Here is a 16,595-nt window from a genome sequence, read left to right on the forward strand (position 1 = left end):
AATGGCCGAAGTCCTCGATCCGCCGATCCACGAAGAGCCCAAGCTTCCGGGTAGCGAGCGTGAGCTCGACCCCAAGCCCGAATGGCAACCGCGCTACGCGGGATCGGGGCGGTTGAAGGACAAGGTCGCGATCGTGACCGGCGCCGACAGCGGCATCGGCCGCGCGGTCGCGGTCCTGTTCGCGCGCGAGGGTGCCGACGTCGCGATCCTCTACCTCGACGAGCATGACGATGCCGCTGACACGAAGAAGTTCATCGAGGCCGAGGGCCGCCGCGCCATCTGCATTCCGGGCGATCTCGGCAGTCGCGATCATTGCTTCCGCGCGGTCAGCCAAGTCGTCGACACGTTCGGCAAGCTCGACGTCCTCGTCAACAATGCCGGCGAGCAGCATCCCGACGAGAAGATCGAGGACATCACCGAGGAGCAGCTTCGCCGTACCTTCCAGAGCAACATCTTCTCGATGTTCTTCATGACGCAGGCCGCGATGCCGCACCTCAAAGACGGCGCAACGATCGTCAACTGCACCTCGGAGACGATGTACAAGGGCGCGCCGATCCTGCTCGATTATTCGTCCACCAAGGGCGCGATCACGGCGTTCACCCGGAGCCTCGCCCAGAACCTGGTCGAGCAGGGCATTCGCGTGAACGGCGTGGCGCCGGGCCCGATCTGGACCCCGCTCAATCCGTTCGGCGGCCAGCCGCCCGAGAAGATGCCCGAATTCGGCAAGAACACGCCGATGAAAAGGCCGGGCCAACCCAATGAGGTCGCCCCGGCCTTCCTGTTCCTCGCGTGCGAGGATTCAAGCTACATGACCGGACAGGTGCTCCACCCCGACGGTGGCAACACCATGTCCAGCTAGAGGCTCACTGATAGGCGACCTGAATGTCGAGCGTGCCCGTGTAGAGGCCGTCGGCCTGGGTCGAGCTGAAGCTCAGCGTTCCGCCGACCTCGAAGATCTTGCCCGGGTTGCCGCTGTTGTCGACCGTGACGCTCGACGGGAAGGTCGGGGTCAGGGTGAGCGTGCCGCCGGCACCGTTGCTCATCGACACGGTCGGCGTCGCCGAGGTGATCAGCGCGACGTTGTTGTTCGAGCCGACGACGCGATACTGCGCCGTACTGAAGGTGCCCGAGCAGGTCAGACCGCCGGTGGTGCCGCAGGTCCGGCCCGACGGCGTGATCGCGACGGTGTCCGAACCGGTGAAGGTGCCGACGAGCACGTTGCCGAACACGAGGTTGCGAAGGCCGGTCAGCTGGAGCGGCTTCATCACGTTGACCGTTGCGGTCGGCTTGGCGCCGGTGACGCTGACCTGCTGCGCGGCAGCGGGTGTGGCGAAGGCGAGGAAGGCAGTCAGGGCGGCAGCGCCCTTCAGGAAGTTACGCATATTGGTCGACCCCCACAGTCGGTTTCTGGTAACTGCCTCGTTAACCCCAACCACTTACCGACCCGTTCGATTGCATGGTTACCGGGCCGTTTACCGTTGGCCGGGATCAGAGATAATCGACGGTGATCGGCACGTCGCCGCGGTAGTTTCCCTCGGCGTCGCCGCTGACGAACAGCGCGCCGCCGAAGCGAATCCGGAGCCGGCCGTCGCTGTCGAGGCGCGGGAAGGCGGGCAGGTCACTGGTGATCGTGTCGATGCTGAGCGTGCCGCCCGAAAATCCGAATAGCTCGATCCGCCGCGGCAGCTCGACCCTCACCGCTCGGCCCGGCTCGCCGCGGATCACGACTTCGCCATTCATCGCGCGGCCCGTCATTGGCGCCAAAGCGCCACTCGTGGTGCGGCCGCCGTCGGGCCCGACCTTGGCGGTGCCCCCGGCCGCGCCGGTCAGGATGACCCGGTCGAAGTCGAGGCTGGTCTCGACCTGAAGCGCCATCGGCGCGGCCTGCTCCTGCGGGGCGGTCAGCGTGTCCCCGTCGCGGCACAGTCGGCACGGCCCCCCGCCGGCCAGTGCCGGGGCGGACGGCCCGAGGGCCAGGAGCAGAGCAGGCAGGATCCACCGCATGATCCGGGAAATAGGTCCACAATGGTGTAAGCTTGGTAAAGCCGCCGCTAACCATTGCTCCATCGCGGTTGGACCCCACATTGTTCGTTAACAAGGAGCCTTTCACGATGAGCGACGAACCCCGCACCGACACCATGCCCCAGACCGAGGAGGAATGGCGCGCCAAGCTCGGTCCCGAGCGCTACCGCATCCTGCGCGAGCATGGCACCGAGCCCGCCTGGACCGGCGCCCTCCTCGGCAACAAGGAAACGGGCGAATATGTCTGCGGCGGCTGCGGCGCGCCTTTGTTCGAGAGCGACACCAAATATGAGAGCGGCAGCGGCTGGCCGAGCTTCACCAATCCGGCCGACAACGGCGCGGTGACCGAGGTCGAGGACAACAGCTTCGGCATGCGCCGCGTCGAGGTGCGCTGCGCCAAGTGCGCCGGCCACCTCGGCCACGTCTTCCCCGACGGCCCGGGTCCGGAAGGCCTGCGCTACTGCATCAATTCGGCGAGCCTCGACTTCAAGCCGGAGAAGTAAGCCCGTCGTCCGGGAGGCGGCCTGCACGCGACACCCTTGCCGCCTCCCCCGCAACGTCCTAACCCTTCGCGTCCATGGCGAAACAGCCCGTTCGTCCGCGCCCCGCGCCGGCTCCCACTTCCTCCGGCATCGGCGGGTTCCTCATGGGCCTTGTCAAATGGGGGATCGTCGCCGCGCTGGTCGGCCTGGTCGTGCTCGGGGTGGCGGTCAGCGTCGCCTACACCCAGCTCCCATCCTACCAGAACCTGTCGAACCGCACCGACCTCGGCCAGAACATCCGGGTCCGCTCGGCCGACGGCAAGCTGCTGGTCCAGCTCGGCCCCAACCTCGGCGAATGGATCCCCTACGACCAGATTCCCGCGACGATGCGCGCGGCGATGATCGCGGTCGAGGACAAGCGCTTCCGCAGCCACCCCGGTGTCGACCCGATCGGCATGGCGCGCTCGGTCAAGGTCCGCCTCCAGACCGGTCGCTTCAGCCAGGGTGGCTCGACCATCACCCAGCAGCTCGCCCGCAACATCTTCCTCAACAACAGCCGCAACTTCGGCCGCAAGCTCAAGGAAGCCGTGCTGGCGCTCGCGCTCGAGGCCAAGTTCAGCAAGAACCAGATCCTCGAGCTCTATCTCAACCGGGTCTATTTCGGTGGCGGCGCCTACGGCATCGATGCCGCCAGCCGGACCTTCTTCGGCCATAGCGCCAAGCGCCTGAGCCTCGGCGAAGCGACCATCATTGCCGGCCTCGTCAAGGCGCCGAGCAACTATTCGCCCACCGCCGACGTCGAGGCTGCCCGCAGCCGCGCCGGGGTCGTCCTCCAGTCGATGGTCGAAAACGGCTTCGTCTCGGCCAGCGCGGCCGCCAATGTCGACCCGGCGCAGATCGTCGTCCAGCAGGGCGCCAAGCAGAACAGCATCCGCTACTTCACCGACTGGGCGCTGCCGCAGCTCGACACGCTGATCGACGAGACCAGCGAGCCGATCGAGGTCTGGACCACGCTCGACACGGGCATGCAATTCGCCGCCGACCGCGCGATCAATGCCAATGCGCCGAAGGGGGCACAGGGCGCGCTGGTGGCCCTCGACCGCGACGGGGCCGTCCGAGCGATGATCGGCGGGCGCGACTATGTCAGCAGCATCTACAATCGCGCGACCCAGGCGAAGCGTCAGCCGGGCTCGTCGTTCAAGCTGTTCGTCTATCTCGCGGCGCTCGAAAGCGGCATGAAGCCGACCACCACGCTGGTCGACGAGCCGGTCGATGTCGAAGGCTGGAAGCCGCGCAATTCGACCCGCACCAACCTGGGGCCCGTCAGCCTGCGCGAGGCCTTCGCCCGCTCGATCAACACGATCAGCGCCAAGATCGGCGCGCAGCTCGGCTTCGGCACCATCGCCGACATGGCCCGGCGCTTCGGCATCACCTCGCCGCTCTCGACCTATCCCTCGATGGTGCTCGGCACCTCCGACGTCCGCCTGATCGAGATGACCCGCGCCTTCGCCTCGGTCGCGGCGCAGGGCGTTTCGGTCAGCCCCTATGCGATCACCCGCGTGACCAGCTCGGACGGACGCCTGCTCTACCGCCATGCCCCCGAGGAGCAGCGCACACTCGTCGCCCCGTGGGTCGCGGCGGGCATGACCGACCTCCTCCAGACCGCGGTGATGAGCGGCACCGGCCGCGCGGCGCAGATCGGACGCCCGGTCGCGGGCAAGACCGGCACGACCCAGTCGAACAAGGACGGCTGGTTCATCGGCTTCTCGAGCGGGATCACCGCCGGCGTGTGGATGGGCCGCGACGACGCGCGCGCCATTTCGGGCCTTCAGGGCGGCACCGCGCCCGCCCGCGCGTTCCACGACTTCATGGTCAAGGCGGTCGCCAATCGCCCGGTCGAACAGTTCCAGACCGAAGTGCCGATGCCCGACTGGCAGCTCGAGCCCGGGGAGGAATCCTATACCGGCAACGAGCTCGCGCCGTTCGAGCCGCAGGTCGATGCCGACGGCAATCCGATCGATCCGTCGGTCGGTGCCGATCCGCTGGGACCGCAGCCGGGCACGACCAATCCGCCCGAGCCAGCGCCGCCGGGGCAGCCGACCGAGATTGACCGAATCTTCACCGGCGATCCCGCGCCCGGCGACCGGCCGCAGCCCGCACCGGTCCCGCGCGAGCGGCCGACCCTGCCGCCGCCCTCAGCCCCGGCCGAGAGCCCGCAACGCAGGCCCGAGCCGGCGCAATTCTGACCGCGCGGCGGCCACCGGACCGCCGTAAAGCGCTTCTTCGGCCTTCTTGAACGCCGGCGAGTGGTCCATGTGCAGCCGGTGTGCGACCTCGTGGGCGACCACGAACCGCAGGACGTCGGGCGGGGCGAGGATCAGCCGCCAGCTGTAACGGATCGCGCCCGAGGACGAGCAGCTCCCCCACCGGCTCGCCGGATCGCCGATGCTGACCGCGGTGACGGTGACGCCCGCCGCCGACGCGACCCGCGCGGTCTCGTTGCTCAAACGCTCGCGGGCGAGCGCCTTAAGCCAGCGCAGCACCGTCGGACCGAGGCTATCGGCAGGACCGCCGATCACCAATTCGTCGCCATTCACGCACACGCCGCGCCGTCCCGAAGGATCATGGCGAAGCCGGAGCGATCGTCCCTCGACCTCGATCACGGCGCCGTCGGTCAGGGGCGTCGAAGGCGGCGCGGCGTCGAGCTGGCGGTCGACCCACGCACGCTGTCCCGCGACCCAGTCGAGCGCCGCCCTTGCCGACGCGCGCCACGGCATGGTCAGCCGGAGCAGCCGCCGGTCATGATCCATCCGCAGCCGCAGTCGCTTCGACCGGCGCAGGCGCTTCAGCTCGATCGGGACCGGAAGCCGGGGATCCTCAGAGATCACGGTCGACGAGGTGGAATTCGAGCTCGCCCGCATCGACCTCGCTGATCGTCCAGCCGCGGGTCGACATGCCCGCCTGGTGGACGCTCTCGCAGTCGCCACTCTCGAGATAATGCCAGTCCGGGAGCGGCTCGCCGAACGCGCGCAGCTTGTAGGCGCAGGTGCCCGGCAGCCATTCGAGCTCCTCCAGCTTGTCCTTCGACAACTGGACGCAGTCGGCCACCCACTTCTTGCGATTGGGGTAATCGGTGCACCGGCCGTTCTTCCGGTCGAGGAGCTTGCACGCGACATTGGTCGGATAGAGTTCGCCCGTGTCCGCATCCTCGAGCTTGTGGAGGCAGCAGCGGCCGCAGCCGTCGCACAGCGCCTCCCACTGCGCCGCGTCGAGCGCGGCGAGCGGCTTGTCCCACCAGCGGGCGTCGGGAGCGGTCGGCTTGTTCATTGGAAGCGCAGACTTGGTCTGCTATCGGCGCCCTTTCAAGCATTTAAACATTTCGGGCGGGACAGGGACCAGATGGTCAGGCGGATCTTCCTCATCGCGGCGGCGACGATTGGCATGGTGGCGACGCCGCTCGCCGCGCAGATGAGCGAGAGCCCGAGCCTCAAGTTCCTGAAGGCGATCCGCGAGCGCGACGGCAACACCGCGACCGAACTCGTCACCGCGCAAGGCAAGGCGGTCCTCAACGCCCGCGACGATCGCGGTGACGGGGCCATCCACATCGTCGCCGCGCGCCGCGACGCGCAATATCTGCGCTTCCTCGCGGGCAACGGGGCCGACGTCGACCTGCCCAACTTCAAGGGCGACACGGCGCTGATCATCGCCGCGCGCCTCGGCTTCGACGATGGGGTCGAGACCCTCCTTCGCGCGGGCGCGCAGGTCGACAAGACCAACCGTGCGGGCGAGACCCCGCTCATCGTCGCGGTCCAGCAGCGGCAGATGGCCACGATCAAGCTGCTCGCCGAGCATGGCGCCAACCCCGACAAGACCGACAATGCCACCGGCCGCAGCGCGCGCGATTATGCCAAGCGCGATGCGCGCGGGCCCGAGATGATCAAGCTGATGGACGCGGCCAGGACCGCCAGGCCCAAGGCCGAGGTCGCCGGCCCCAAGTTCTGAGGGCTTATTGCCCCCAGCCGAGCGTCGGGTCGATCTGCGCGCTCAGCCGCCGCGCGGCCCGACGGGCGAACCGCAGCAATTCGGCTTTGCGACGCGCGGGCGCGAGCGGGCGATGCGGCGCCTCGCGGATCACCGCCGCGTCATAGCGGTCGGCGACGATCACTCCCGCGGTCTCGGGCAGGAAACGATGCTCGTCGAGGAGGCCCGCCAGATGGTCGGGGACCGCCCAGAAGAAGCGGTCGCAATAATCGAGATAGTCGGTCCACTTGGCGTCGGTGGTGAGATCGGCCTTGCTGACCTTGATCTCGACGATCGTCAGCTGCCCCTTGGCGTCGATCCCCATCAGGTCCGCGCGGCGCCCGTTGGGCAGCGGCACTTCGCAGATTGCGAACAGGTCACGTCGGCAGAACAGGCGCGTGACGCCGCGCGCCACCTCGACGGCGACGGGGGGCAAGTCCTGGAAGCAGTGACCGGGAACGAGGGAATCGGGAGCGGTGGACACGCCCCGTGCTTAGAACAAGTCGGGAACGCCGACTAGTCTCTAGCGATAGAAGACGTGGTTGCCGACCGACGCGATGCGGGTCATGCGCCAGCCCGGGCTCACGCGCTTGGCGTGGAAGAACAGGGCCTTGCCGACATTGCTCTCGCGCATGTCGCCGGCGACGATGCGAGCGATGGCGACCGCATTCTGCCACTGGAGACCGGCCTTGTTGATCGACGGCCAGCGGCCGCCGCGAACGAAGCTGAACTGGCCGCGCTGCGTCAGCACGCCGCAATAGGTCTTGGGGAAGCGACCGCCGCTCTCGGCGCGGTTCTCGATCACCTGGCCGACGGCGAGCTGGCCGGCGAGCGGCTCGCTCTTGCTCTCGAAGTAGACGCCGACGGCGAGGCATTCGAGCTCGCGGCTGCCTGGGTCGGTGCGGCGCATCGCGCTGACGGCCTCGGCCAGGCTCGCGCCCTTCGGGAAGGCGACCGGCGCATCGTCATCGTCGGTGGCGGGCTGCGCCGTGGCCGGCTCGTCGGTGCCGGCGACGGTGGCCGGAGCGAGCGGGTCCTTGGCGAGCGGGGTGGTGACAAGCGGTTCATCGTTCATCTTGGCGACGGCGGCGACGACCTGCTCGGTGGCCGGACCCTGATTCTGGAGAACCTGGGCCGGAGCAACGGAGCCTGCGCCAAGCGCAATGCCGGCAACCATCAAGACCAAACGACGAACCACGTAATCCCTAACAACCTGCGGTGGACCGCCACTCGGCAGAGGGATGCGACCGATCACTCGGTCGCTTCACGTCATGCCTGGGCAAATCCCCCGTCTCGCGCGGCTCCCCAGGACGGATTGACCGGCCCGGGAAGCACCCCGCTCGAAAGCTGTTCCTCGGTTCGTCGCAAATCTTTTGAAGGTCAATCGTCCGAGATCATTCCCGCGACGAATCGTTCCGACGACGGGACGTCCAGTTCGATTGCCCACAGATCGGGGTCCCGATCGAGCGCACGCGCAAGATGTTGTTGCACTGCCGCCGAATCGGCCAATGACCGCGATTCCCAGCGATAGCGGCCATCGCGCTGGAGCAGCCGTTCGACCGTCGCCACCGGTTCCCCGCGCTCGGCCAGGACCACCAGCACGGTGCCCTTGTCGGCGTCCCCGCGACGCAGCACCGTGCCGAACCCGCCCTCGCCTCGCGCCCGGGCGAGCAGCGCGGAAACCTCGACCGACGGCGCCAGCCTGGCGTCGCTCATCCCGGCCGATATCCGGCGAGGCCCGCCAGTGCGATGTGCGAGCGCATGAAGGTGCCGGTCCCGCGCGCGCATTCCTCGCCGCTCGAATCCACGATCCGCGCTTCGGCGACGAACACCCGTCGCCGGCCCGACACCCAGCGCCCCTCGGCATGCGCCGGCCCCTCGCGCAGCGGCTTGGTGAAGTGGAGATTGAAGGCGGTGGTCAGGAGAAAGCGGTCGCTCACCAGGCTGTTTGCGGCATAGAAGGCCGCGTCGTCGAGCATCTTGAAGTAGAGCGTCCCGTGCGCCGCGCCGGCCGCATGGAAGCTGTCGGGCGCTACGGTGAAGTCGATCCGCGAGACGCCCGCCTCGTCAAGCCGGAGCGCCGAGCGGAACAGGCCGTTGATCGGCGCCGAGGCGTAGAGCTGCTCGAGCCCGCGGAAATGGGCATCGGCACCGCTCACCGGTCCCGCCGTGTCAGGCGGCGTGCGGCTCATCGACCCCGATCAGCACCGCGGCCAGCGCATCGCGCGAGCGGGCGCCCCGCAATTTCTCCAGCGTCGGCCCGTGGCGCACCACCCGGCTGATCGCCGCCAGCGCCTTCAGGTGATCCGCGCCCGCGTCGGGCGGCGAGAGGAGCAGGAAGACGAGATCCACCGGGTCGCCGTCGATCGCCTTGTAGTCGAGCGGCTCGGCGAGCTGCGCGACGAGGCCATAGATCCGCTTCAGCCCCGCGATCTTGCCGTGGGGAATCGCCACGCCGTTGCCGAAGCCGGTCGACCCCAGCCGCTCGCGCTCGGCAAGCGCGGTGACGAGCTCGGCCGGGTCGATCCCCAGCCGCTGCCCGGCGATCTGGCCGAGGCTCTGGAACAGGGCGCGCTTGTTCGCCGCCGACAGCGCCGGACGCATCGCGTCGAAGTCGATGAAGGAACCAAGCTGCATGCACTGTTACTCTGAAACGGCCTTCTGCCCGGGCGGGCTGATGCCTCAACGAAGGGCCGCGGTCTAGCGATCCCTTGGTTCGACCCAGCCGATGGTCCCGTCGTCGCGGCGATACACCATGTTATAGGCGCCGGTGCCGGTGTTGCGGAACATGAGCGCGGTGGTGTTGCGCAGGTCGAGCATCATCACCGCGTCCGAGACACTGGCGCTGGGAATGTCGACCCGGGTCTCGGCGACCACCGGCGGGTGCTCGGGCGCAGGCTCGTCCTCGGAGGCCGGCGGGGCGAAGACGGTATAGGCCGCGCCATCCTCGGGTTCGGCCGACGCACCGCCGCCCTCGCCCTTACGGTCGCGCAGCCGCGACTTGTAGCGCTTGAGCTGCCGTTCGATCTTGTCGGCCGCGCCGTCGAACGCGACCTGCGCCTCGAACGCCTTGTTGCTGGCCTTGAGCACGACCCCATTCACCACCGGAGCGATGATGTCGCAGGTGAAGCCATTGTCGTGCGGGCCCTTGCCGAAGGTGACATTGGCGGCCGACGCGCGGTTGAAATAGCGGGTGATCATGGGCTCGAGGCGATCGGACACATGGTTCTGGAGCGCGGCCCCGGTCTCGACCTGGTGACCTGAAACCCTGATGTCCATCGCCGTCTCCCTCCAGTCGCCCGGGGAAGTCCCGGCACTCAGCTGGCCGGGATGCTCGCCCAGAGCGGTTCCTTGATCTTCGCTATGAACTGGGCATGCGCTGCCAGCTCGTCAAGCGAAGCGGCATGGGCTCGGGCCGGCCGGACCGGGCGCTGCGACGGGCGAAGGGTCGGGACCGGCGCTTCGCCGGCCGCCGCCGCGGCACTGGCCTCGGCCAGCAGCGACAGGCCGATCTGCCGGCCGCCGGTCAGTTCGACATAGACTTGCGCGAGAAGCTGCGCGTCGAGCAGCGCGCCATGCTTGACCCGGGCCGAGCGATCGACCCCGAAGCGGGTGCAGAGCGCGTCGAGGCTGTGCTTGGCGCCCGGATGCTTCGAACGCGCCAGCACGAGGGTGCAGATCATCCGGCTCAGGCACACCGGATCGCGCCCGCAATGCGCGAGCTCGGCATTGAGAAACCCGAAGTCGAACGCGGCATTGTGCGCGATCAGCGGCGCGTCGCCGATGAAGTCGAGCAGCGCTTCGCAGCCGTCGGAGAACAGCGGCTTGTCCGACAGGAAGATCGTCGACAGTCCGTGGACCGCTTCGGCCTCGCTCGGCATCGAGCGCTCGGGATTGTAATAAGCGTGAAATTCGCGGCCTGTCGGGCAGCGGTTGACGAGCTCGACGCAGCCGATCTCGACCATCCGGTCGCCGGTCGCCGGATTGACGCCGGTGGTCTCGGTATCGAAGACGATCTCACGCATGGGTGGAGCTATGCGCCCGGGCCAAGTCCCAGTCCAGCAAGGATTTCATCGACCTGGGCCTCGGTCGCGGCAAGGCTGATCGAGGTGTCGATGACATGGGTGGCACGCGCCCGTTTCTCGGCGTCGGGCATCTGCCGGGCGAGGATGTGATCGAGCTTCTCCGGCGTCATTCCCGGCCGCGCCAGCACCCGCTCGCGCTGCACGTCCGCCGGAGCGGAAACGACGATGATCACGTCGAACACTCGGTCGCCGCCGGTCTCGAACAGGAGCGGGATGTCGAACAGCAGGGCGGGGGCGTCGCCATGCGCGACGATGAAGCGCGTGCGTTCGTGGTGGACCGCCGGATGCATGATCGCCTCCAGCGCCTTCAGTTCGTCGGGCCGGCCGAGCACCGCCGCCGACAGCGCCTCGCGGTCGACCGCGCCGTCGCGCGTCGTGCCGGGAAACCGCTGTTCGATCACCGGCACGAGTTTGCCGCCCGGCCCCTGCAAGCGCCGCACCGCCGCATCGGCGTCGAACACCGGAATGCCCCGCGCCGCGAACATCGCCGCGACGGTCGATTTGCCCATGCCGATCGAGCCGGTGAGCGCGATCGTCCTCATGCCGTCAGCAACCCGCGCAACTCGGCGTCATGCTCGCGCGGGGCGGGCTCGCCGAAGAAGAGCTTGAAGGCTCCGCCTGCTTGTCCGACCAACATGATCAGGCCGTCGACCGCAGTAAGTCCAATCGCTTCGGCCTTTTGGAGAAGTCCGGTCTTTAATGGTGAATAGACCATATCGAAGACGTAGGCGTCGGGAGCCACCGTCTCCAGCGCTGCCAGAATATTGTCTGGCATGGGCCATTGTCCTGTCATGCCGAGAGGACTTGCATTGATGATGCCGTCGACATTGCGCATTGCCTCAGCAGCTTCGGCGAACGGATAAAAAGCAAGATCATAAGGTAGGGAAGATAGCGCGTGCCGGGCCTTGATCGGATCGCGAGCTACGACCCTGATGTCGAGCGCGCACATGACATCCAATGTCGGAATGGCGGCCCTTGCAGCACCCCCAGCGCCAATGATGCAGACCGAGTTGTGAACACCGGGAATCGCTGCATCGACACCGCTGCCATCGGTGTTGAAGGCCACCAGTTTGCCATTCTTCGGAACAATGCAGTTCGCCGCTCCAATGTCAGCGGCTGACTGGTCAATCTCATCGACGAGGGCGAGCGCTGCAATCTTGTGAGGAATAGTGAGGTTGCAACCCGTCCAGACGGGGTCCTCGCGCCGATGCTCCAGATAAGCCTGCAACTCTTCGGGAGCGACGTGACACGTCCGATAAACACCCGTGATCCCGAGCTTCGCCAGCCAGAAATTGTGGATCAGCGGCGACTTCGAATGGCCGACCGGATCGCCGATCACTTCGGCATAAGGCACGCCAGACGTCATGACGGCAGCTTGCCCCGTTCCCGCAGCGCGCCCAGCAGCGGCAGCAGCGGAAGGCCGAGGATCGTGAAATGGTCGCCCTCGATCGTCTCGAACAATTGGATGCCCGGCCCTTCGAGCCGGAACACGCCGACGCAATAGCTGACCTCGGGCCAGTCCGCCTCGAGATAGTCTTCGATGAACGCCTCGCTCAGCGGCCGGACCTGGAGCCGCGCCTCGCTCGCATGGCGCCAGACGATCTCTCCGCCCTGCGCCAGCACCACCGCGCTGGTGAGCCGCATCGTCTTGCCCGAAAAGAAGCGCAGATGCTCGGCCGCGCTCTCGCGCCCCGCGGGCTTGTCAAAGCGGCGGCCCTCGACACTGACCAGGCTGTCGCTGCCGATCACCAGCGCGTCGCCTTGCATGCCGCTCACCGCCAAAGCCTTGGCCTCGGCCAGCCGGGTCGCGAGCGCGGCATCGTCGCCCGCGAAGCCCGCCTTCACCGCCGCTTCGTCGACCCCGGGCGCCTGCGCCGCATAAGCGACGCCCGCATTGGCGATCAGGGTGCCCCGAATGGGCGAAGTCGAGGCCAGGATCAGGGTCACGCCGCCAGTTCCATGTTCGTTCCTGTGGAGAAATGCCCCTCAGCCCCTAGCGCGGATCGGGGGATGGACCAATCGGAGCGCGTCCGGGCCGCTCGCCATCGATTCCCCGACTCGTTTATCCACGGGGGACGAAGCCATCCACAAGGCTGTGGATATCGGGAGTCCCGCGCCGCGAATCGGCGGTCTTGCGAGAAGAACGGTTTCCGGCCACCTGTTGGCAACCGTGTGAGGTCCACTTAATCCCCCTCATGGGGCGACCAACAGACTCCAACTACCTTTTAAGAATCTAAGAGAGAAAGAGATAAGGGTGGCGGATCAGCCTTCGAGTTTGACGACCGACAAGCCCCTCCTTGCCGTCCTGCGCGGCGAGCGCCGGGATCCACCCCCGGTCTGGATGATGCGCCAGGCCGGCCGCTATCTTCCCGAATATCGTGCGCTCCGGGCCGACAAGGGCGGCTTCCTCGACATGGTCTACGATCCGGCCGCCGCGGCCGAGATCACGCTCCAGCCGCTGCGCCGATTCCCGCTCGACGCCGCGATCCTCTTTTCCGACATCCTGATCGTGCCGCATGCGCTCGGCCAGCAGCTCAGCTTCGTCGCCGGCGAGGGGCCGCGCCTCGCACCGCCGCTGTCGGGCGCCGAGATGAGCGCCTTCGTGCCCGCGCCGGAGCGTTTCGAGGCCATCTACGAGACCGTTCGCCAGGTGAAGGCGCAGTTGTCGCCTGAAACGACTTTCCTCGGCTTTGCGGGCTCTCCCTGGACCGTGGCGACCTACATGGTCGCAGGCGAAGGCAGCCGCGAGCAGGCCGAGGCGCGCCAGCTCGCCTATCTCGACCCCGGCAAGTTCGGTGCGATCATCACCGCGATCGAGGACGCCAGCGTCGACTATCTGGTCGGCCAGGCCGATGCCGGCGTCGATGCGGTGCAATTGTTCGACAGCTGGTCGGGCAGCCTCGCCCCGGCCGAGTTCGAGCGCTGGGTGATCGCTCCCACCGCGCGGATCGTCGATCGCCTGCGGAAAGCGCGTCCGAACCTCACCATCATCGGCTTTCCCAAGGGCGCTGGCGGCAAGCTTCCGGCTTATGCCCGCGAGACGGGAATCGACGCGGTCGGACTCGACGAGACGGTCGATCCGGTCTGGGCGCATGCGAGCCTGCCCGACGGCATGCCGGTCCAGGGCAATCTCGATCCGCTCGCGCTGATCGCCGGCGGCGCCGCGCTGGAGAAGGCCGTGGGCAAGATCCTCGCCGCGCTCGAGGAGCGTCCGCACGTCTTCAACCTCGGCCACGGCATTCAGCAGACGACGCCGATCGCCCACGTCGAACAATTTCTCCGCCTGCTCGGAAAGACCCTTTGACGATGCTCGACGCCTACAACGGCTTCCTCGGCAACGCCTATCCGTGGGTGAAGGCCGCGCACCTGACCTTCGTCATCTTCTGGATCGCGGGGCTGTTCCTGCTCCCGCGCTTCTACGTCTACCATCACGCGACCGCGCCCGGCTCGGCCGAGGATCGCGCCTGGATCGAGCGCGAGCGCCGCACCCGCTCGATCATCCTGACGCCCGCGCTGATCATCGTCTGGGTGCTCGGCCTCGCGCTCGCCTTCAACATCGGCGCGTGGAGCCAAGGCTGGTTCCACGGCAAGCTGCTGCTCGTGATAATGCTCTCGGGCTATCAGGGCTGGCTTGGTGCCTACGGCCGCAAGCTCGCGCGCGGCGATCGCCCGCTCGAGAATCGCACGCTCCGCATCATGAACGAGGTGCCCGGCATCATGACCGCGCTCATCGTCGTGCTGGTGATCGTCAAGCCTTTCTGATCTTGCGAGGGGGCGGCAGGACCCCCATGTTGACTTGAGCCCCACCGGGGCATAGGCCGTCATCAATACGGCCGCACCGGCCCGTATTCCCCCTTTGCCGGTGTGTCCGCTCGGTTCTCGACGCGGCCTTTCAGTCATTCGACTGCAAACTTTCCAGACAAAAGACAGGTAAATGCACCTCAAGGATCTCAAGCAGAAGACCCCCGCCCAACTCGTCGCTCAGGCCGAGGAAATGGGCATCGAAGGGGCTTCCACCCTGCGCAAGCAGGATCTGCTGTTCTCCATTCTCAAGGTCCGCGCCGAGACCGGCGCCGAGATCATGGGCTCGGGCACCATCGAAGTGCTCAACGACGGCTTCGGCTTCCTGCGCAGCGCGGAAGCCAATTATCTCGCCGGCCCCGACGACATCTACGTCACCCCGCAGCTCGTCCGCCGCTTCGGCCTCCGCACCGGCGACACCGTCGAGGGCGAGATTCGCGCGCCCAAGGACGGCGAGCGCTATTTTGCGCTGAGCCGCGTCACGCTGATCAATTTCGACGAGCCCGACGCCGTCCGCCATCGCGTCAATTTCGACAATCTGACGCCGCTCTATCCGGATTCGAAGCTCAAGCTCGACACTCTCGATCCCACGATCAAGGACAAGTCGGCACGCGTCATCGACATCGTCTCGCCGCTCGGCAAGGGCCAGCGCGCGCTGATCGTGGCGCCGCCGCGGACCGGCAAGACCGTACTCCTCCAGAACATCGCCCGCGCGATCACCGACAACAATCCGGAAGTCTTCCTGATCGTCCTGCTGATCGACGAGCGGCCCGAGGAAGTCACCGACATGCAGCGCTCGGTGAAGGGCGAGGTCGTCTCCTCGACCTTCGACGAACCCGCGCAGCGCCACGTCCAGGTCGCGGAAATGGTGATCGAGAAGGCCAAGCGCCTCGTCGAGCACAAGAAGGATGTCGTCATCCTCCTCGACTCGATCACGCGTCTTGGCCGCGCCTACAACACCGTCGTGCCGAGCTCGGGCAAGGTGCTGACCGGCGGTGTCGACGCCAACGCGCTCCAGCGTCCGAAGCGCTTCTTCGGTGCCGCCCGCAACATCGAGGAGGGCGGCTCGCTCTCGATCATCGCCACCGCGCTGATCGACACCGGCTCCAAGATGGACGAGGTCATCTTCGAAGAGTTCAAGGGCACCGGTAACAGCGAAATCGTGCTCGACCGCAAGGTCGCCGACAAGCGCATCTTCCCGGCGCTCGACGTCGGCAAGAGCGGCACCCGCAAGGAAGAGCTGCTGGTCCCGCAGAACACCCTCACCAAGATGTGGGTGCTGCGCCGGATCCTCATGCAGATGGGCACCGTCGACGCGATGCAGTTCCTCCTCGACAAGATGCGCGACGCCAAGTCGAACGAGGATTTCTTCGCCTCGATGAACCAGTAACCGGAACGAAGGCGGCACTGGTGCGATGACAGCGCCGGTGCCGCGTTCCCCTTCACCGCTCGTACACGCCGGAGCCTGACTTGCTTGACCTTCTGATCGCCGCCGCTTCCTCGATGGGCGGCCCTGCCGACATCTGGGCATCGATCATCAAGGATTTCAGCAACATCACCGAGCCGGCGGCCTTTGCGGCCTTCCTCCAGGTGCTGATGATCGACCTCGTCCTTGCGGGCGACAATGCGATCGTCGTCGGCGCGCTCGCCGCGGGCCTTCCCGCCGAGCAGCGCAAGAAGGTCATCCTGATCGGCGTCGCCGCGGCCCTGGTGCTGCGCATCCTGTTCGCGCTGATCGTCACCCAATTACTCCAGATCGTCGGCCTGATCCTCGTCGGCGGGCTTCTTCTCCTGTGGGTCGCATGGAAGATGTGGCGCGAACTGCGCCACGCCGCCGACAATGCCGGCAGCCCCGAGATCGAGGGCGACGAGCATAGCGGCCTCAAGCCCGCCAAGAGCTTCGCCAGCGCTGCCTGGGCCGTCGCGGTGGCCGATGTCAGCATGAGCCTCGACAACGTCCTGGCGGTCGCCGGCGCGGCCCGCGAGCATCCCGGCATCCTCATCGTCGGCCTGATCTTCGCGGTCGCCCTGATGGGCCTCGCGGCCAACATCATCGCCCGCTACATCGAGCGCTATCGCTGGATCGCCTACGTCGGCCTCGCCGTGATCCTCTATGTCGCGGTCAAGATGATGTACGAAGGCTGGATCGATCCGCAGGTCGGTCTCGGCCGCCTCTTCGGCTGAG

At 67.1% G+C, this 16,595-nt stretch carries 22 protein-coding genes; 8 read left to right on the plus strand and 14 right to left on the minus strand.

What is annotated here, in order from left to right; all coding sequences use genetic code 11:
* The first annotated feature begins 1 nt into the window (after position 1).
* Positions 2 to 859 carry an SDR family oxidoreductase gene (locus ABD693_RS04285; protein WP_344695778.1) on the plus strand — a complete coding sequence of 286 codons (858 nt, stop codon included), beginning with the start codon at positions 2 to 4 and terminating at the stop codon, positions 857 to 859.
* 4 nt (positions 860 to 863) lie between these two features.
* On the opposite strand, the gene ABD693_RS04290 is transcribed toward ABD693_RS04285, so the two are convergent.
* Positions 864 to 1,382 (minus strand): DUF4402 domain-containing protein, encoded by a 519-nt coding sequence (locus ABD693_RS04290; RefSeq protein WP_344695779.1) that lies wholly within the window; start codon positions 1,380 to 1,382, stop codon positions 864 to 866.
* Between the two features lie 106 nt (positions 1,383 to 1,488).
* A complete protein-coding gene (locus ABD693_RS04295; RefSeq protein WP_344695780.1) occupies positions 1,489 to 2,004 on the minus strand; it encodes a DUF4402 domain-containing protein in 516 nt (171 codons plus the stop codon).
* A gap of 107 nt (positions 2,005 to 2,111) precedes the next feature.
* Between ABD693_RS04295 and msrB the strand changes: the two genes are divergently transcribed.
* Both msrB and ABD693_RS04305 read left to right on the plus strand, forming a co-directional pair.
* The gene (msrB, locus tag ABD693_RS04300; protein ID WP_344695782.1) at positions 2,112 to 2,525 is read left to right on the plus strand and encodes a peptide-methionine (R)-S-oxide reductase MsrB; all 414 of its coding nucleotides are present in this window, start codon (positions 2,112 to 2,114) and stop codon (positions 2,523 to 2,525) included.
* A gap of 74 nt (positions 2,526 to 2,599) precedes the next feature.
* Positions 2,600 to 4,750 (plus strand): transglycosylase domain-containing protein, encoded by a 2,151-nt coding sequence (locus ABD693_RS04305; RefSeq protein ID WP_425567249.1) that lies wholly within the window; start codon positions 2,600 to 2,602, stop codon positions 4,748 to 4,750.
* Here ABD693_RS04305 and ABD693_RS04310 read toward each other — a convergent pair.
* The gene (locus tag ABD693_RS04310) at positions 4,700 to 5,392 is read right to left on the minus strand and encodes a M48 family metallopeptidase (RefSeq protein ID WP_344695783.1); all 693 of its coding nucleotides are present in this window, start codon (positions 5,390 to 5,392) and stop codon (positions 4,700 to 4,702) included. The two genes, ABD693_RS04305 and ABD693_RS04310, sit on opposite strands and share 51 nt — an antisense overlap.
* On the minus strand, positions 5,382 to 5,831 hold the full coding sequence (locus ABD693_RS04315; protein WP_344695784.1) for a YcgN family cysteine cluster protein: 450 nt from the start codon (positions 5,829 to 5,831) through the stop codon (positions 5,382 to 5,384). The genes ABD693_RS04310 and ABD693_RS04315 overlap by 11 nt, the downstream gene beginning before the upstream one ends.
* 72 nt (positions 5,832 to 5,903) lie before the next feature.
* On the opposite strand from ABD693_RS04315, the gene ABD693_RS04320 reads away from it, so the two are divergent.
* Entirely contained in the window at positions 5,904 to 6,506 is a 603-nt protein-coding gene (locus tag ABD693_RS04320) for an ankyrin repeat domain-containing protein (protein ID WP_344695786.1), read from the plus strand.
* 4 nt (positions 6,507 to 6,510) lie between these two features.
* On the opposite strand, the gene ABD693_RS04325 is transcribed toward ABD693_RS04320, so the two are convergent.
* The 10 genes from ABD693_RS04325 to ABD693_RS04370 all read right to left on the minus strand — a co-directional run bounded on the left by ABD693_RS04325 (position 6,511) and on the right by ABD693_RS04370 (position 12,556).
* Positions 6,511 to 6,960 (minus strand): MmcB family DNA repair protein, encoded by a 450-nt coding sequence (locus ABD693_RS04325; protein ID WP_344695787.1) that lies wholly within the window; start codon positions 6,958 to 6,960, stop codon positions 6,511 to 6,513.
* An 87-nt stretch (positions 6,961 to 7,047) separates the two neighbouring features.
* Entirely contained in the window at positions 7,048 to 7,701 is a 654-nt protein-coding gene (locus tag ABD693_RS04330; RefSeq protein WP_344695788.1) for a cell wall hydrolase, read from the minus strand.
* A gap of 203 nt (positions 7,702 to 7,904) precedes the next feature.
* Entirely contained in the window at positions 7,905 to 8,240 is a 336-nt protein-coding gene (locus ABD693_RS04335) for a DUF1491 family protein (RefSeq protein WP_344695790.1), read from the minus strand.
* Entirely contained in the window at positions 8,237 to 8,716 is a 480-nt protein-coding gene (locus tag ABD693_RS04340) for a PaaI family thioesterase (protein ID WP_344695791.1), read from the minus strand. Before ABD693_RS04340 ends, ABD693_RS04335 begins: the two co-directional genes overlap by 4 nt.
* The gene (locus ABD693_RS04345; protein ID WP_344695792.1) at positions 8,697 to 9,161 is read right to left on the minus strand and encodes a PTS sugar transporter subunit IIA; all 465 of its coding nucleotides are present in this window, start codon (positions 9,159 to 9,161) and stop codon (positions 8,697 to 8,699) included. The genes ABD693_RS04340 and ABD693_RS04345 overlap by 20 nt, the downstream gene beginning before the upstream one ends.
* 63 nt (positions 9,162 to 9,224) lie before the next feature.
* Positions 9,225 to 9,803, minus strand: a complete 579-nt coding sequence (gene hpf, locus ABD693_RS04350; RefSeq protein ID WP_344695793.1) for a ribosome hibernation-promoting factor, HPF/YfiA family — start codon at positions 9,801 to 9,803, stop codon at positions 9,225 to 9,227.
* A 38-nt stretch (positions 9,804 to 9,841) separates the two neighbouring features.
* Complete coding sequence (gene dnaQ, locus ABD693_RS04355; RefSeq protein WP_344695794.1) at positions 9,842 to 10,549, minus strand: DNA polymerase III subunit epsilon; 708 nt, start codon at positions 10,547 to 10,549, stop codon at positions 9,842 to 9,844.
* Between the two features lie 8 nt (positions 10,550 to 10,557).
* Positions 10,558 to 11,151, minus strand: coding sequence for a dephospho-CoA kinase (gene coaE, locus ABD693_RS04360; protein WP_344695795.1), 594 nt, complete (start codon positions 11,149 to 11,151; stop codon positions 10,558 to 10,560).
* Complete coding sequence (locus ABD693_RS04365) at positions 11,148 to 11,963, minus strand: shikimate dehydrogenase family protein (protein ID WP_344695797.1); 816 nt, start codon at positions 11,961 to 11,963, stop codon at positions 11,148 to 11,150. Before ABD693_RS04365 ends, coaE begins: the two co-directional genes overlap by 4 nt.
* Positions 11,964 to 11,971: 8 nt before the next feature.
* Positions 11,972 to 12,556 carry a Maf family protein gene (locus ABD693_RS04370; protein ID WP_344695799.1) on the minus strand — a complete coding sequence of 195 codons (585 nt, stop codon included), beginning with the start codon at positions 12,554 to 12,556 and terminating at the stop codon, positions 11,972 to 11,974.
* Positions 12,557 to 12,863: 307 nt separating this feature from the next.
* Here ABD693_RS04370 and hemE point away from each other — a divergent pair, with 307 nt between their 5' ends.
* The 4 genes from hemE (at position 12,864) to ABD693_RS04390 (ending at position 16,594) form a co-directional block, all read left to right on the plus strand.
* On the plus strand, positions 12,864 to 13,913 hold the full coding sequence (gene hemE / locus ABD693_RS04375; protein WP_344695800.1) for a uroporphyrinogen decarboxylase: 1,050 nt from the start codon (positions 12,864 to 12,866) through the stop codon (positions 13,911 to 13,913).
* Between the two features lie 2 nt (positions 13,914 to 13,915).
* Complete coding sequence (locus tag ABD693_RS04380; protein ID WP_344695801.1) at positions 13,916 to 14,371, plus strand: CopD family protein; 456 nt, start codon at positions 13,916 to 13,918, stop codon at positions 14,369 to 14,371.
* A 172-nt stretch (positions 14,372 to 14,543) separates the two neighbouring features.
* A complete protein-coding gene (rho, locus tag ABD693_RS04385) occupies positions 14,544 to 15,800 on the plus strand; it encodes a transcription termination factor Rho (protein ID WP_344695802.1) in 1,257 nt (418 codons plus the stop codon).
* Positions 15,801 to 15,913: 113 nt separating this feature from the next.
* Entirely contained in the window at positions 15,914 to 16,594 is a 681-nt protein-coding gene (locus ABD693_RS04390) for a YjbE family putative metal transport protein (protein ID WP_344697569.1), read from the plus strand.
* The last annotated feature ends 1 nt before the right edge of the window (position 16,595 follow it).

It is taken from the genome of Sphingomonas rosea (genome assembly GCF_039538065.1).
In the GTDB taxonomy this organism is placed as follows: domain Bacteria; phylum Pseudomonadota; class Alphaproteobacteria; order Sphingomonadales; family Sphingomonadaceae; genus Sphingomicrobium; species Sphingomicrobium rosea.